General features: G+C 72.9%; 14 protein-coding genes. 7 read left to right on the top strand and 7 right to left on the bottom strand.

Annotation, left to right across the window (positions count from 1 at the left end; translation table 11 throughout):
* Positions 1-106: 106 nt before the first annotated feature.
* From ACFXBC_RS22565 to ACFXBC_RS22555, 3 genes are all read right to left on the bottom strand, one after another.
* Positions 107-361 (bottom strand): hypothetical protein, encoded by a 255-nt coding sequence (locus ACFXBC_RS22565; RefSeq protein WP_385027187.1) that lies wholly within the window; start codon positions 359-361, stop codon positions 107-109.
* A gap of 246 nt (positions 362-607) precedes the next feature.
* Entirely contained in the window at positions 608-1,204 is a 597-nt protein-coding gene (locus tag ACFXBC_RS22560; protein ID WP_385027184.1) for a hypothetical protein, read from the bottom strand.
* Positions 1,205-1,367: 163 nt separating this feature from the next.
* Positions 1,368-2,294: an SGNH/GDSL hydrolase family protein gene (locus ACFXBC_RS22555; RefSeq protein ID WP_385027181.1), complete on the bottom strand. Its 927-nt coding sequence runs from the start codon at positions 2,292-2,294 to the stop codon at positions 1,368-1,370.
* Between the two features lie 254 nt (positions 2,295-2,548).
* Here ACFXBC_RS22555 and ACFXBC_RS22550 point away from each other — a divergent pair, with 254 nt between their 5' ends.
* Positions 2,549-4,615 (top strand): ATP-binding protein, encoded by a 2,067-nt coding sequence (locus tag ACFXBC_RS22550; RefSeq protein ID WP_385027178.1) that lies wholly within the window; start codon positions 2,549-2,551, stop codon positions 4,613-4,615.
* Positions 4,616-4,630: 15 nt separating this feature from the next.
* Here ACFXBC_RS22550 and ACFXBC_RS22545 read toward each other — a convergent pair whose 3' ends face one another.
* Positions 4,631-5,371, bottom strand: a complete 741-nt coding sequence (locus ACFXBC_RS22545; protein ID WP_385027175.1) for a TetR/AcrR family transcriptional regulator — start codon at positions 5,369-5,371, stop codon at positions 4,631-4,633.
* A gap of 199 nt (positions 5,372-5,570) precedes the next feature.
* On the opposite strand from ACFXBC_RS22545, the gene ACFXBC_RS22540 reads away from it, so the two are divergent.
* Positions 5,571-6,293, top strand: coding sequence for a CDP-alcohol phosphatidyltransferase family protein (locus ACFXBC_RS22540; protein ID WP_385027172.1), 723 nt, complete (start codon positions 5,571-5,573; stop codon positions 6,291-6,293).
* Here the strand turns inward: ACFXBC_RS22540 and ACFXBC_RS22535 are convergent.
* On the bottom strand, positions 6,253-6,738 hold the full coding sequence (locus ACFXBC_RS22535) for an adenylyltransferase/cytidyltransferase family protein (protein WP_385027168.1): 486 nt from the start codon (positions 6,736-6,738) through the stop codon (positions 6,253-6,255). The genes ACFXBC_RS22540 and ACFXBC_RS22535 overlap by 41 nt on opposite strands.
* Positions 6,739-6,925: 187 nt before the next feature.
* Between ACFXBC_RS22535 and ACFXBC_RS22530 the strand changes: the two genes are divergently transcribed.
* Genes ACFXBC_RS22530 through ACFXBC_RS22520 form a run of 3 tightly spaced genes read left to right on the top strand, consistent with a single transcriptional unit; the run spans position 6,926 to position 11,081 of the window.
* On the top strand, positions 6,926-8,131 hold the full coding sequence (locus ACFXBC_RS22530) for a glycosyltransferase family 4 protein (RefSeq protein ID WP_385027193.1): 1,206 nt from the start codon (positions 6,926-6,928) through the stop codon (positions 8,129-8,131).
* Positions 8,128-9,840, top strand: a complete 1,713-nt coding sequence (locus tag ACFXBC_RS22525) for a lipopolysaccharide biosynthesis protein (protein ID WP_385027165.1) — start codon at positions 8,128-8,130, stop codon at positions 9,838-9,840. Before ACFXBC_RS22530 ends, ACFXBC_RS22525 begins: the two co-directional genes overlap by 4 nt.
* The gene (locus ACFXBC_RS22520) at positions 9,837-11,081 is read left to right on the top strand and encodes a hypothetical protein (RefSeq protein ID WP_385027162.1); all 1,245 of its coding nucleotides are present in this window, start codon (positions 9,837-9,839) and stop codon (positions 11,079-11,081) included. Before ACFXBC_RS22525 ends, ACFXBC_RS22520 begins: the two co-directional genes overlap by 4 nt.
* Here ACFXBC_RS22520 and ACFXBC_RS22515 read toward each other — a convergent pair.
* Positions 11,054-12,592 (bottom strand): hypothetical protein, encoded by a 1,539-nt coding sequence (locus tag ACFXBC_RS22515; RefSeq protein ID WP_385027159.1) that lies wholly within the window; start codon positions 12,590-12,592, stop codon positions 11,054-11,056. The two genes, ACFXBC_RS22520 and ACFXBC_RS22515, sit on opposite strands and share 28 nt — an antisense overlap.
* A gap of 277 nt (positions 12,593-12,869) precedes the next feature.
* Between ACFXBC_RS22515 and ACFXBC_RS22510 the strand changes: the two genes are divergently transcribed.
* Both ACFXBC_RS22510 and ACFXBC_RS22505 read left to right on the top strand, forming a co-directional pair.
* Complete coding sequence (locus ACFXBC_RS22510; protein ID WP_385027157.1) at positions 12,870-13,406, top strand: WcaF family extracellular polysaccharide biosynthesis acetyltransferase; 537 nt, start codon at positions 12,870-12,872, stop codon at positions 13,404-13,406.
* Positions 13,403-14,539: a glycosyltransferase gene (locus tag ACFXBC_RS22505; RefSeq protein ID WP_385027154.1), complete on the top strand. Its 1,137-nt coding sequence runs from the start codon at positions 13,403-13,405 to the stop codon at positions 14,537-14,539. Before ACFXBC_RS22510 ends, ACFXBC_RS22505 begins: the two co-directional genes overlap by 4 nt.
* A 9-nt stretch (positions 14,540-14,548) precedes the next feature.
* Here the strand turns inward: ACFXBC_RS22505 and ACFXBC_RS22500 are convergent, their stop codons facing one another.
* Complete coding sequence (locus tag ACFXBC_RS22500; protein ID WP_385027151.1) at positions 14,549-15,223, bottom strand: hypothetical protein; 675 nt, start codon at positions 15,221-15,223, stop codon at positions 14,549-14,551.
* Between the last annotated feature and the right edge of the window lie 158 nt (positions 15,224-15,381).

Below are 15,381 nucleotides of genomic sequence, written 5' to 3'. Positions count from 1 at the left end.
CCCCCCCCCCCCCCCCCGGCCGCCCCCCCCCCCCCCCCCACGTCCGGACAGACCGACGCCCCCGGTACCGCGACGCTGCGGTACCGGGGGCGTTGGTCTGTCCTGATCAGTGAGCCAGGAACGCGAACCAGCCCTTGCTCATGTCCTTGTAGGCGCCGGCGTCCGTGATGCCCGCCGGGCCACCGAGGTTGTGGTAGTAGATGCCACTGGCTTCCTTCTCGAAGCCACCCGCGGCGGCGACGCCGTGGTGGTGGTGATGACCGTGGTCGTGGCCGTAGTCGAGGGCCGAGGCGGACGCCGCGCCGCCCAGAACCGCGGAGGCGGCGAAGGCGCCGGCGACGAGCATGCTGCGAAGACGCATAGAGACTCCTAATTCGACAACTACATGGGCAAGGACATGCATATCGGTTAGGAGGGACATCCGGAAGCCGCCCCGCCAGGCCCCAGCCGAACGGACGCACCTGTCATGCGGAAGTGGCACCGGTCAGGGCACAGGGGTGCGGTTCTCGTATGCGGAGGCGGTGCCCGGACACCGCGTCGGGAGGCGCCGGCGGGCGTCCGGGAAGCGCCGGCCGGCGCCCGGGGAGGTGCGGGCGGGCGCCCGGGATCACTCCTCGAAGTAGGAGTCCAGGACCGTGTCGAGCTGCTCCGCCCACTGCTTGAGCTCGTCCCGGCCGGACGCCGCGACATCGGCCTGGTACGTGTGGCGGTTCGGCATATGGACGAAGAGGGTCAGCCGTCGCCCGTACTTGGCGGTCCGGAACTCGACGGCGCCGATCTCGGCCCAGTCGAACTCGGCCTCCTGGTCGTCCAGTCGGAGCACCACGCCCGTACGGTTGGCGATGATCGCCGAGCGGCGGTCGGAGACCTCGAACGCCGGGGCCTCCCCGGCCCCGCTCCCGGGCTCCGTGTCGTGCGGGCCGGAGTCTCCGTGCTCACCGGCGCCGTCCCCCGCACCGGTCTCCACCGCTTCCGCGGCCCTCTCCGGCGCCTTCGTCTCCTCCGGTGCGCTGTCGCCGCCCGGGTCCTGCGGCGCCGCCGCGTCGGCTGCCGCCTCCATGTGCTCCGCAGCCTCCCCGTCGGCGGGTTCGGGCCCGGCCGTCGGGGCCTCGGCAGGCGGCGGCATCAGGCCGGGGACGTACGCCGGATCGGTCGCGGCGGCTTGCACGGGAAGCGGGCTCTTCGGACCTATGTGCTGTTCCACGGTGCGCAGTATGGACGATGGACCTGTGTGACAGCCAGTGGCCCGGAACCCCGCCCGGCGGTCCCGCTCCCGAGCGCCGGTTCCGGGTGTCCCTGCCTGATCCCGGGCGTCCCAGCCGGTGCGCCTGCCTGTCTCCGTCGGTGCGCCCCGTCAGTGTGTTTCGTCAGTGCGCCATCCTGGCGTGGATGACATCCGCGTACGCCCGCTCGCCCCGGGCGTTGGGGTGCAGCGGCGCAGCCGCCGCGGTGGGCAGGAAGCCCTCCACCCACTTGGCGTGGGGTGCCCGGCAGGCGTCGTGGCCCTTGCTCGGGGTGCGGACGTCGACGTACTCGGCGCCGTGCGCCGCGGAGACCGCCGCGATCACCCTGTTCATCCGGTCGATACCGGCCTGGAACCAGTCCGCGTCGCTGCTGAGCAGCGGCACCGCCGGCCAGCAGCCGCCCGCCCTGAGGTAATCCCCGTACCCGGTGACCAGCACCCTGGCCGCGGGCGAACGGCGGTGTACGGCGTCCAGTACGGTGGCGAGCTTCGGGCCCAGGCTGTCGATGCGGGCCGCCTCCTCGTCGACCCCGTCCCTGACGTAGGTGTCCTGGCAGTGCCCGCCGAGCGCGCTGAGCCGCACACAGCTGCCCGCGACACCCACCAGACCGGCGTCGTTCCCGCCGACGGTCAGGGTCACCAGCGTCGTACCGGGGCTCAGCGCGTCGATCTGGGGCGGCGCGGTGCCCGCGTCCGTGCCGAGGACGGAGAGCCGCTGGGGAGCGGTCATGTCGCCGGTCCTCGCGCCGCTGCAGGTGACATCGCGGAACACGTCCGCCCTGATCAGGGCGGCCAGCCGGTGCGGGTAGTTGCGGGTCGAACGTCCGCAGGCGACCGGCCCCGTGCCGCGCGGTACGAACGGGCCCGCCGCCATCGAATCGCCCAGCGCCACATAGACCTGGCGGGCCGGGCGCGCCGGGCCTCCGGCGTCGGCCGCCGCGGAGGTGAGACCGGCTGCCGTCGCCGAGGCGGTGAGCGCGGCCGCGGCGAGCACGGCCCCGATCAGCCGTCGTACTCCACGACAAGTGCCTGTGCGGCGTGCTGAGTTCACTGGGGCTCCCGGCTCCGTGGCTGTGCGGGTGGTGCGGTGGCGGCTGCGGTGCGGTGGCGGCCGTGTGCGCCGGCGGCCGCGGTGCGGTGGGCGGTGCCCACCACAACCTCCGTCACTTCCCCGGCGTTGTCGAGCACCGACGCGGCGCGGCACCGGTACCTCAACGACGCCGCGCCGGAACGGTGTTCGCCCGCTCCCTCCCGGTGACGCGCCCTGCGGTGCCGGGGGCGCCCGGAGTAGGACACACTGGTCCGGTGGCGGGCTACCTTCCCCATGAGGCCACGCGCCTCGTGGGACGAGAGAACGAGTTGGGCCATCTGCGGAACGCCCTCGCGGGGTACCGGCTGATCACGCTGACCGGGATCGGCGGGGTGGGCAAGAGCCGCCTCGCGCTCCGTGCGGCGGGCCTCGCGGCACCGGAGTGCCCCGACGGTGCGTGGTGGGCGGACCTCTCACCGGTCTCCGGCGAGCAGCTGCTGCTGCCCACCGTCTGTGATGCCGTCGGGCTCTCCGACCACACGACGCGCAACCTGGCCGACGCGCTCTGCGAATGGCTCGCCGACAAGCAGGGGCTGCTGGTGCTCGACTCCTGCGAACACCTGATCGGTTCCTGCCGTAGCCTGGTGGGGGACCTCCTCACCACGGCCCCCGGACTCACGGTGCTGGCGACCAGCCGCCAGGCGCTCGGAGTCCGCGGTGAGCACGTGGTCGAGATCGCGCCGCTGGAGGTCGACGGCGACCGGGCGGCGCTCACCCTCTTCACCGAACGGGCCGAACAGGCCGTGCCCGGACTCTCGTTGGCGGATCCGCGCACCGTCGCTGCGGCCACCGGCATCTGCCGTCAGCTCGAAGGCATCCCACTGGCACTGGAACTGGCCGTCGCCCAGCTCCGGGGCAGCTCGGTGGAGAAGGTGGCCGAGATGCTGTCCTCCCGCTTCGAGACACTGGTGCTCGGCGAGCGGGCCGGGGCGCCGCGCCTGCGGACCCTGCGGCACCAGCCCCCGCGGCACCGGACCCTGCGGACCGCCATCGGCTGGAGCCACGAACTGTGCGAACCGCTCGAACGGCTCCTCTGGGCACGGCTGTCCGTCTTCCGCGGCCCCTTCGACGCGGAGTCCGCCCGTGCCGTCTGCTCCGGCGGGCCGCTCCCGGCCGCCGAGGTCGACCGCGCGCTGCGCGGGCTCACCGAGAAGTCGGTCGTCGGCCGGGACGGCGCCCGGTACCGCATGCTCGACACCGTCCGTGAGTACGGCCGGATGTGGATCGCGGAGCTGGGCGAGGCCGAGGCGGTGGCCGAGCGTCACGCCGCCTTCTGTCTGGACCTCGCGCGCGCTGCCGACGCGGGCTGGCTGAGCCCCGGACAGAGCGAGTGGTACCGGCGGGTCGCCGACGTACACATCGACCTCTGCACCGCGATGGAACGGCTGCTGGTCACCGACCCCGGGCGCGCGCTCGAACTGATCGGTCTGGTCGGCTTCTACTGGAGCTGCTGCGGCCATCTGCACGAACTGCGCGGCTACGTGGAGCGCGCGCTGGCCCTCCACCCGGTGCCGGGGCCGGTCCGTGGCAGGGCACAGTGGGTGCTCGGGGTGAACGCGCTGCTCCAGGGTGAGCACGACCTGGCGCACGACCTGGGACTCCGGTGCGACGAGGACGCACAGCAGGGGGAGAGCACGGAGGCGTCGCTCGCCGCCGGGTATCTCCTCGGCCTCAGCCACCTGATGGCGGGCCGACCGCTGGCGGCGCACACCGTGGCCGTCCGGCTGCCGGCCTCCGCCGGTATGACGGAGGACTCGGCGTCCCGCCGCAAGTGCCGGCTGGTCGAGGTGTTCGCGCTCACCGGGCTCGGTCTGCTCGGCGAAGCACGGTTTCTCGCCACCGAGTTGCGTGACGTGTGCGCCGGGACAGGGGACTGGTGGACCCGCTCGTACACCGAGTACCAGCTCGCGCTGATCGCGCTCTTCCAGGACCGGCCGGGCGACTCTGCGGCCCATGCGCGGTCGATGCTCATGGGCAAGCGGCACATCGGGGACGCCTTCGGTATCGCCCTGGGCCTGGACGTCCTCGCGGCAGCCCTGGCGGCGCGGGGCGACGGTGAACGCGCCGCCCTGGTCTCCGGGACCAGCCAGGCGTACTGGCGCACGGTCGGACACCCGCAGCGCGGCACCCCCGAGCTCGGCCCCGTACGCGAGGAGTGCGAGCGTGCCGCGCGGGCCGCCATCGGGGACGAGGCGTACGCCGATGCGTTCCGCCGGGGTGCTTCGGTGCGGACGGCGCCGGCCCTGGCCCGCGCACTCGACGGGCAGCTGTCCCTGCGGTGAGCCGGTGCGGCGCTCTCAGCCGGACGGAGGCGTGGGCCGGGTCATGGCGACGTTGTCGACGATCAGGCCGAGGGTGAAATCGAACCGTTCATGTCCGGTGCCGGAGGTCAGCTCGGCCGCGTAGCGCCGGATCCGGGGGAACCTGTCGGCGGGCAGCGCCGTGAAACGGCGCACCAGCTCGTCGCGGCCGACGACCCAGCTGTCGTCCTGTCTGCTCTGCCGCTGCGCGACCAGCGAGGTCTCCAGTGCGTAGGCGCTGACGTAGAGCGAGAGGGCGTCGATCGCCCAGGCCGCCGTCTGCGGTTCGACACCGCCGGCGAGCAGGATGGCCAGCATCCCCTCGTTGACGCGCAGTACGTCGAGGTTGGTGGCGGCCATGGCCAGCGCGGCGCGTGAGATGCCGGGGTACTCCAGATACTGGTCACGGATCTGGGCGCAGACATCGAGGATCTGCTCGCGCCATGCGGCCGGATCGGGTTCGGGCAGGGTCAGCCGGGCACAGAGCCGGCCGATGATCAGTTCGTCGATGTCGGCCTTGTTGACCACGTGGGCGTAGAGCGAGGCGGGTCCTGTGTCGAGTACACCGGCGACGCTGCGCATCGTGAGCGCGTCATAGCCCTGGGAGGCGACGACCTGGAGCGCCGCATCGGTGATCCGGTCGACGGTGATCGGCTCCTTGCGGCGCTTCGGCTGCGCCGGGGGAGCGGCGGGCTGGGCGTGCCGGGCGGCGCGGCGCTGTTCCGGATCCATGGGCATGGGCTCACCGTACCTCGGTGCGAACTGCGTTCCCCTCATGGAGCTTAGTTCGTGGCTGAGGGACGACGTTCGTTGAACGAGCCGGGATGCCACCGCCGCCCACGACACGCCCCCACCGGCACGGCATACCGCACCGTCTTGAAGGTGGCCGGACACCTGCGATGATGTTCAGACGTTGTGAAAATGACCTGGGGGGGCCATGGGATCCGTGGGTACCGCGCTGCTCGAACTGCGGACGGCGCAGAAGTCCGCCAAGGGAGTGTCGCTCTACTCCCGCTATGTGAACCGGCCGGCCGGCCGCTGGCTGGCAGCCGGATCACACGCTCTGGGGCTGAGTCCCAATCAGGTCACGCTGGTAAGCGCCGTGTTCAGCTTCGCCGCGGTGGCCGGAGTGGCGCTGGGCGGGCCGTCCTGGGGCCAGGGCATCGCCGTCTGGGCCGGACTCGCCGTGGGGTTCGCCTTCGACTCCGCCGATGGACAGCTGGCGCGGCTGCGCGGCGGCGGCAGCGCGGCGGGGGAGTGGCTCGACCACGTCGTGGACTGCGCGAAGATCACCGCACTGCACTCCGCCGTACTCATCGCCTTCTACCGTCACCCCGGCCACTTCGGGGTGGCGGACGACGCCTGGCTGCTGGTGCCCCTCGGCTTCCAGTTCGCCGCCGTCGTCACCTTCTTCGGCGGACTGCTCACCGAGAAACTCACCCCCCGGCCGGTCCCGGGCAGCCCGGCCGCCGCACCGTCCCGGCTGCGCGCGGTCGCGCTGCTCCCCGTCGACCACGGGATCTTCTGCCTGGTCTTCCTGCTGCTCGGCGCCGGTCCCGGATTCCGCTGGGCCTACACGGCGCTCGGCGCGGCGAGCGCGCTGTTCCTGGCGGCCTTCCTCACGAAGTGGTTCCGGGAACTGAGCGCAGTTCGGCGCTGAACTGCGGCTCGGGCGCGGCCAGTACGTCGAGTGCGCGGCGCAACTGCGTACTCGACGTGTGCACCGTGTACGGGAAGTAGACGATCTCCACGCCCACCGCCGCGAAGTCCCGCTCCAGCTTCTCGCCCTTCGCGGTGCCCCGCCAGTCGTCCCCCTTGAACAGGACGTCGAAGCGGACCTGCCGCCAGGTCTCGACCTTGTCCGCGACGGTCTCCACGAACGCCGCGTCCACGTACTTGACACTGCGGACGATCTCCAGCCGCTCCACCAGCGGGATCATCGGGCGCCGCCCCTTGGCCCGCTCCGCCATCTCGTCGGACACCACCCCGGCGACCAGGTAGTCGCACTGACTGCGCGCGTGACGAAGGATGTTGAGGTGACCGATGTGGAAGAGATCGTAAGCACCGGGCGCGTATCCGACCCGGTACGGTTTGCCTGCCGTCATGACTGAACCCCCCAGCGAACCACACCCCCCGGTGTGGTGGAAGGTACTGACGATAGCGTGCACATTCCGTTCAGGATGAGTGAACGATCGGGGTGAGCAACGGGGTTCACCTCTGGGGGGAAGGATCCGCCGCGTGACACAGACGCGACGCAACGACGAACAGGCCGCGATCCGGCGCCGGCTGCTGCTGGTGTCCACCAACTACGCGCCCGAGCACGCGGGCATCGGCCCGTACGCCACACAGATAGCCGAACACTGGGCCCGATGCGGCCATGAGACCCATGTGCTCACCGGGATGCCGCACTACCCGTCCTGGTCCGTCGACCCGGCCTACGCCGGAGTCTGGCGCCGCACCGAGGAGCGCGCGGGGGTACGGGTGCACCGCAGACGGCACACCGTGCCGCCCCGGCAGACCGCCGCCCGGCGGGCGCTCTTCGAGGCCACGGTCCTGGTGCACGGGCTGGCCGCGCCGCCCCGCACCGGCCGCCCGGACGCCGTACTGGCCCAGCTGCCCAGCCTCGCGGGCGGCGTGCTCGGGGCCCGGCTCGCGGCGCGCTGGAAGGTGCCGTACGTCCCCGTGGTGCAGGACCTGATGGGCGCCGCGGCCGCGCAGAGCGGGATACGCGGCGGGGACCGCGCCGCCGCCCTCGCCGAGCGTGCCGAAGCGTACGCACTGCGCCGCGCCACCCTGGTGGGGGTGATCCATGAGACCTTCACCGAGAAGGTGCGGGCCATGGGCGTGGACCCCGGCCGGATCCGGCTCGTGCCCAACTGGAACCACATACCGGGGCCTTCGCGGCCACGAACGGAGAGCCGGGCCCGCCTCGGCTGGCGCGCGGGCGAGACCGTCGTCCTGCACTCCGGGAACATGGGGCTCAAGCAGGGGCTCGACGTCCTGGTCGAGTCCGCCCGGCGCGATCCGGCTCTGCGCGTGGTGCTGATGGGCGACGGCAATCAGCGCGGGACACTGGCCGCACTCGCGTCGGACGTACCGAATCTGGAGTTCCTGCCACCCGCCGAAGACGGCGAATTCCCGGACATTCTCGCAGCGGCCGACGTGCTGGCCGTCACCCAGCGGGCGTCGGTGCTCGACATGAGCGTCCCGTCCAAGCTGACCTCGTACTTCGCCTCCGGACGGCCGGTGGTCGCGTCCGTGGCCGCCGGGGGCGGCACCGCGCAGGAGGTGCTCAGATCCGGAGCCGGGGTGCTCGTTTCCCCGGAGGATCCGGACGCGCTGCTGGCCGCGGTGCGTAGACTCGCGGCAGATCCGGTGAACGCCGATGCTCTGGGGGCTGAGGGGCCGCGTCATGTGGCGTCCCACTTGTCGAGGGACGCGGGACTGGCGCGGATCGACGCACTGATCGATGAGGCCTTGGGGGGTCCACAGACGTGACGGACACGCACGCTTCCGCGGCGAGGGACGACGAACCGGACCTGCTGAGGGACCAGTTCAGACAACTGCTGCGCTACCGCCGTCTCATCGGCCTGGGCATCGGGGTCGGCCTGCTCGGCGGTGCCTGGCTCGGGGTGACATCGGCCCAGAGCTACGCCGCCGCCAGTGACATCCGGCTGCGCGCCCCCACCAACGACCCCTTCAACCCGGCCCTTTCGGTGGACAAGACCATCAATATGGGCACGGAGCGGCAGACTGCGGTCAGCAGCAGCGTCGCCGAAGTCGCCGTACGGGCACTCGGCCTGCCGGACAGTCAGCTGGCCGCCTTCCAGCGCGGCCTCCAGGTCACCAACCCGCCGCAGACCATGGTGCTCCACTTCACCTATACGACGTCCTCGCCCGGGGAAGCGGCCCGCCGGGCCAACGCCGTCACCAAGGCCTACCTCGATCTGCGCAAGAAGCAGTGGGGCGAACTGCGCGACAGCATGGTCAAGAAGTCCCAGAACCAGCTGAACCCGATCGCCAAGGAGCAGAACGACCTGGCCAAGCAGCTGGCCGCCGAGGGCAGCGGGGCACCCGACTCCTCCCGGGCCCGCAACGACGACCTGCTCAGCAAGGTCGGCACGCTCAACAGCCAGATAGCCAGCCTCAAGGCGCTCGACATGACGGCCGGCACCGTCATCGTCAAGGCCGTTCCCCCCAGCGCCTCCAGCGGGCTCGGCCTTGTCGTCTCGCTGGGCGTCGGCGGCGCCGTCGGGATCGCGCTCGGACTGCTCGCCGCCTGGGTCCGGCTGGTCTTCGACCCCTCGCCCCGCTCGTCGGGCGACGTCGCCCGCGCGGTACGGGCCCCCGTTCTGGGCTCCCTGCCACGCGTCTCCGACGGCGGTCCGCTGCTCGCCGTGGACCAGTCGGACTCCCGCCTCGCCGAGGAGTACCGATCGGTCGCCTTCCGGCTCGCCTACGACCAGCGTTTCGCCGACCGGCGCAGGCTGCTCGTCGCGGCCCCGCGCGGGGCCAACAGCGAAGCGGCGGCGGCCGTGGCGTCCAATCTGGCCGCGTCGTTCGCCGAGACCGGCAAGGACGTGCTGCTCGTCGAGGCCGATCTGCGTACCCCCTCCCTCACCGGCCGGCTGCGCGCCAACGCCCCCAGCCGTCCAGGGTGGAGCCTGCCGCCCGACTTCGACGAGTCCGGCTGGCCAGGCCCGCGCCAGCTCCAGGTCGACGCGGGCGAGTCGGGCGCCTTCGACCTGATCCCGGGGGAGCGGGTACGCAATGTGGCACGCGCCCTCACATCGCCCCGGGTGTCGCGGCTGATCGAGGAGGCCGACTCGCCGAACGCGACGGTCGTCGTACTCGCCCCGCCCGTCCTCGCCTACGCCGACGCCCTGGCCCTGGTCGACCGGGTGGACGGGGTGCTGATCGTGTGCGACCCGCGCGCCGTGCACCGGGCCGAACTCGTCCGCATCCGCGAGCTGATCACCGGCGCGGGCGGCACCGTCCTGGGCGCCGTCACCCACTCGGCGCCCCGCAGGCCCGGCCGCCGTACCGCCGCCAGATCCGGACACCGGGGCGGAGGCAGCCGGGCATCGGGCAGACCCCTGCCGCCGGGGACGGCGCCGCAGCTTCCGGCTGCGTACCCGGCGGCACCGCACGTTCCCGCCGGGGACGACACCGTCGCCCTGCGCACCATCCGCGCCGGGGACCGGTGAGACGCTCGGCCATCGTCGCCGCCTCGGTGCTGGACCAGGCTGCTTCCAGCCTGACCAACATCCTGGTCCTGGTGATGGCGGCGCGGGTCTCCACCACCGCCGGGTTCGCCGCGTTCTCGATGGTCTACCTGACGTTCACGGTGCTGCTCGGCCTCAATATGTCGTACGTCGGCCAGGCCGTCGTACTGGAGCGCGGCGACCCCGCGGCGCTCGCATCGGCCTGCCGGTCGGCCGCCGCCTTCACCGCCTGCGCCTCGGTTGCCGCGGGTGCGCTGCTCGCGGTGGGCGGCGCGGCCGTCGGCGGCAGTACCGGACACACCTTCCTGGCCCTGGGCCTCGTACTGCCCTTCGTGCTGCTCCAGGACGGCCTTCGCTACTCCTTCTCCGCACTGCAGCAGCCGCACCGCGCACTCGCCGCCGATGTGCTGCGGCTGCTCTGTGTGGTGCCCGCCCTGCTGCTCCAGCCCCACCACGCGGCCCCCGCCCGCCTGGTGGCCGTCTGGGGCCTCTCCGCCGTCCCGGCGCTGCTGGCCGGTCTGCTGCTGCTGCGGCCCCTGGTGCGCGGGGCCGCCACGCAGGTGCGGCGCTATCTGCGGCGCGGTCACCTCGGGATGCGGTTCGTCGTCGAGTTCGCCGTCGGCAACGCCTCCAGCCAGCTGGCCGTACTCGGCCTCGGTCTCTTCGCCAGCCCGCTGGCCGTGGGCGCGCTGCGCGGCGCCACGACCCTCTTCGGCCCGCTCAACGTGCTGTTCAACTCGGTCAACGCCTTCGGTCCGCCGGTCCTCGGCCGTCTGGGCGGCCGGCGCGCCATCGCACGCGCCGCCGCCCTCCTGGGCTGCGTACTGGCCGCGGTGGCCTTCGGCTGGGCCGCGGTCCTCTACGCGCTGCCCGACCGGATGGGGCGCCAACTCCTGGGAGCCACCTGGCAGTCGGCCTCCGCGCTGCTGCCCGCGACCGGCAGCCAGTACGCGGTGATGGCGCTGGGGACCTGCGCACTGGTCACGCTCCGGGTGCTCAGCCCGCGTGCCACCCTCTCGCTCCAGGTGGTGTTCTCGCTGGTCTCCGTGGTGCTGATGCTCGGGGGCTATCCGCTCGGCGGCGCCATGGGCGCGGCCTGGGGGCTCGCCGCGGGCTCCGCGCTCAAGGCGGTCGCCGCCTGGACGCGGGTCGCCCGGCCGGGCCCGGCGGCCGAGCCGGTCACCGGCGGCGGCGCTCAGCGCAGCGCCGCACCCCTGTCCTGACGGTAGGTGGTGACCATCGCGATACAGATGACCGCGATGGCCACCCGGCCCGACGCCTGGAGCAGCGGCCCGCGCAGCAGGATGAACGAGTAACCGGCGACGAGCGGCACCACCAGCGAGATCAGGCTCCCGGGAGGCGTACGCCGGACGGCGCGGCGGGCGTACCGCCGGTCCACCCGGGCTGCGGCGTACCCCATCGCGAGCAGCCCCAGCGTCATCCCGGCGGGACCGAAGTCGATCCACAGCTCCGCCCAGACCGGTGAGGAGAGATTGGTGTTGACCGCGTCCATCCACTCACCGACCATCACCCCGGTGTCGTGCGGCTTGCCGTGCCACACCGAGCGCGGGACCGCGAACAGGATCGAACCGGCCAGCTGTCTGCCGTAGAGGTGTCCCACCCCGGACCGCTCGAAGGTGATGGTGTTGGCGAACATACCGATCTGGTCGTAGTCCTTGAGCGCCAGCGGCTCAAGGACCGAAGTGGTCTCCACCGGGCGGTAGTTCTGCTCGTCGTAGCGGAAGCGGTCGGCGAACGGGAAGACCACCAGCGCCACCACCACCCCCAGGCTGAGCGCCGAGCGGTACATCGCCGCACTGACCGGGAACAGTGTGAAGAGCAGTGCGAGCAGAACGGTCAGGAACCAGTAACGCGGGTTGGAGATCGGGTTGTTCACCACCGTGTTCAGCCCTGCCAGTGCGATCCAGACCGCGATCACGGCGGGGGACCTCCTGGCCCGCCGCGAGGTGACGAGCCAGCGGGTGTACGCGAGCAGTGCGAAGAGCGCGGGGACCGTGCCGAAGCCGCGCAGCAGCGCCTGGCCGGCCTGGGAGTCGGCCTGCGAAATGCCCGCCTCCTCGATCCCGGCGATGATCTCCTGGCGGCTGCTGAAGAAGACGGCGGGCCCGCCCAGTTTGACGATGAGCGCCGCGCTGCACACGAAGGCCACCACGACCAGCAGATACAGCCGCCGCCTGTGCACCAGCGCGGGCCGGGTCTCACCGCGGCCTCTGCCACCGGGCCGGTGCCGGGCGAGCAGCGCGCCCACGTCGAAGGCGGCGCAGCCGATGAGGACCAGCGCCACCGCCTCCGTCACATCGGAGCGCGGCCCCACCACCGGTGTCGGCACCTTGCCGAGCACCGCCTGGGCCAGGGGCGCCACGCCCATCGCCATGTAGACGAAGAGCCAGAACGAGCCCTGGAGCAGCTTGCGGTGGCTGGTCAGCACCATCCCGGAGAGTCTGGCCCCCGCGTACACGGTCAGGGTGAGCTGGAGCCAGTACGCGGCGTCATGGGCCCCGTCGCCCGGCTGTACGGCGACGATCAGCGGCAGTACCAGCGAGAGCCCGAGCGCGAGCGGCACCGACAGGGCCCGGGAGAGCAGTGTGCGGGGCGAGACGGCGGGCGCGAAGCGGAAGGCGGCGGCGGCCACGGGAGGGCCGGGGAGCGGTCTGTGTCCGGTGGCAGCGGCCGTGGGACCCGGCCGGGCGCCCTCGCTCGTGTCCGTCGCCATCGGCCGGCCCCCGCCCCTGTTGAAACCGCCTGCCGGGCGCCCTTGCTGAACGCCCTTGCCGGGCCGCGCCGTTGAGCGGCCCCGCTGCATGTCCCTGCTGCGTGTCTCTGCTGCGTATCCCTGCTGAATGCCCCTGCCGGCGCCCCGGCCGAACACACCGGCCGGACACCCCGCCGTGCTTCCCCGCCCGCAGTCTACCGAGGCCGCGCCGCCACCACCCGGCAAGCACTAGGCTGAGCGCTCGGGCGCCTGGGGAGGCGCCAGTGGGGGTGAAGTGATGCGGAATCTACCGGCGTTCACGCTGGCCGGATACGACAAGGGCCGGGGCAGAGTGACCCAGGCGCTGTGGTTCGCCGTGATGAACACCGTCTTCATGGCGTGGTTCTGCCCGGCCCGGCTGCGTGTCGCGCTGCTGCGGGCGTTCGGCGCGACCATCGGCGACGGGGTGCTGATCCGTCACCGGGTACGGATCCTCTGGCCGTGGAAGCTGACGGTGGGCGACCACACCTGGATCGGTGAGGGCGCCTGGCTGCTCAACCTGGAACCGGTCACCCTCGGGGCGCACGTCTGTCTCTCCCAGGAGGCGCTGCTCTGCACCGGCAGCCATGACCACCGCGCCGCGGACTTCCGCTACCGCAACGCCCCGATCGAGGTGAAGGACGGCGCCTGGATCGCCGCCCGCGCCACGGTCCTCGCGGGCGTCACCATAGGCGCGCAGGCGGTCGTCGCCGCGGGCACCGTCGTCCACCGGGACCTCCCGGACCTCACCCTCCACACGGCCGATGGCCGCCGCCCGGTGCAGGAGCCGGTATGAGAGTCCTGCACGCCGTCACCCTGCACAGCCCCACACACGCCTTCGGCGGCCCTGTACGGGTCGCGCTCAACCTCTCCCGGGGGTTGCGGGCCCGCGGCCACGAGGCGCGGCTGACCGCCCTCGGGGACGGCTTCGAAGGCCCGCTGCCCACCGAAGTGGAGGGCGTGCCCGCCCGGCTCTTCCCGGCCCGCCGGATGCTGCCGCTCGGCTTCAGCGGGATCACCTCGCCCGCCCTGGTCGCAGGCGCCGGACGGCTGGTCCGTGACGCCGACATCGTCCATGTGCACCTCGCCCGCGATCTGGTGACCCTGCCGGTCGCCCTCGCGGCGCTGCGTGCCGGCAGGCCGCTCGTGCTCCAGACCCATGGCATGGTCGACCCCAGCGACCGGCTCCTCGCCCGAGTGCTCGACGGGCTCGCCGTCCGCAGGGTGCTCCGCGGGGCAGCGGCCGTGCTCTGTCTGACCGACCATGAACGCAGGGGCCTCGAAGCCGTGGCGCCCGCCGGCCCGGGGCGGCCGCTCCGGCTCACCCGCCTCGTCAACGGCGTACCGGCCCAGGAGCCGCGCCCCGCCCCGTCCGGAGCCCCGCGCATCCTGTACGCGGCCCGGCTCCAGGCCAGGAAGCGCCCGCGGGACTTCGTGGCGGCGGTCCCGGAGATCCTGCGCCACCACCCGGCGGCCGAGTTCGTGGTCGCCGGGCCCGACGAGGGCGAACTCGCCTCCGTACAGGCGCTCATCGACCGGCTCGGCCTCGGGGAGCGCGTGCACTGCCCCGGTGCGCTCTCGGCCGGTGAGATGCTCGCCGAGCTGCGGCGGGCCCATGTCTATGTGCTGCCATCGGTGGACGAGCCGTTCCCGATGTCGGTCCTGGAAGCACTCGCGGCCGGGACACCCGCCGTGGTCACGCGCTCCAACGGCCTCGCCCGGGACATCGCGGAGGCCGGCGCCGGACGCGTGGTCGACGGCCCCGCCGGTCTGGCCCCGGCCGTACGGGAGCTGCTCGACCCGGCCGTCGGCGTACCGGCCTCCGCCGCGGCCCGGAAGCTGGCGGCGGAGGCGTTCTCGATGGACAGCGTGCTCGACACACTCGTCGGGGTGTACGAGGGCTGTACGGGGAGCGCGCGGGGGGTGTGACGGAGGGGCCTACGCGGGCACCCAGGCGTAGCAGCCGGACGAGGTGAACTCGGCAGCGCCCGCCGGGATGCGGGCCCTGACCGTGCCCTTGGCGCCCGTGCCAGGCCCGGACGCGAGCACCTTGCCGTGGCTGTCCGAGACCCGCCAGGCGCAGTCGTCGGAGTGGGTCAGGGCCCGGTAGGTACCGGCTCGGGGCTTCTTCCGGGTGCCGTCCGCGAAGCCCGCGTCCGCGGCTCTGAGCACCGGCTTCTGGCCGGGGCAGAGCAGCGTGATGGCTGCCTTCGCGTCGGGGATGTCGCCCGCGATGACCGCCCCCACCGCCGCGTCCTTGTCGTGCGCTGCGGTCCTTGCCACCCGCTGGCAGTTCTCCTGCCCGGTCTGCAGCACGGCGGACGGATCCATGTCCTGCGGTACCCGCCCGCTCAGATACTTCTTGTCCTTCTTGCTGAACGAGCCGGTGGCCGGGGTGAGCCGGGAGTCCGGCAGCACCGGCTCACTGGCCGAAGGGGTCGACGAGGGGCCTGTCGCGGTCTGCGGGTCCGGGATGGTCGCCGCCGGGGCCGGGCTGTGCCGGGCCCCGCTCCTCCCGTCATGGGCGGTACCGGACGAACCGCAGGCGGAGACGGAGACGAGGGCGGCCAGCGCGGCCGCAACGGCCGCGGTACGCCGGTGGAGTGGACGCATGAGAGAGCTCCTGTGGTACGGGTGGTGGGGGGGGCGGGCCGGCCGGGCCCCCCCCCCGGGCAGGCGGGGGGGGGGGCCCCCCCGGCGCCAGGGGCGGGGCGGGGCCGCCCCCCCGCCCGGGGCGCCCCCCCCCCGCGCCCAGCCCCGCGAGCCCCCCC

Source organism: Streptomyces sp. NPDC059398 (assembly GCF_042751845.1).
Taxonomy (GTDB): Bacteria; Actinomycetota; Actinomycetes; order Streptomycetales; family Streptomycetaceae; genus Streptomyces.
Note: the sequence above shows the minus strand (reverse complement) of the source record. Positions and strands in the feature narration are given on the sequence as shown.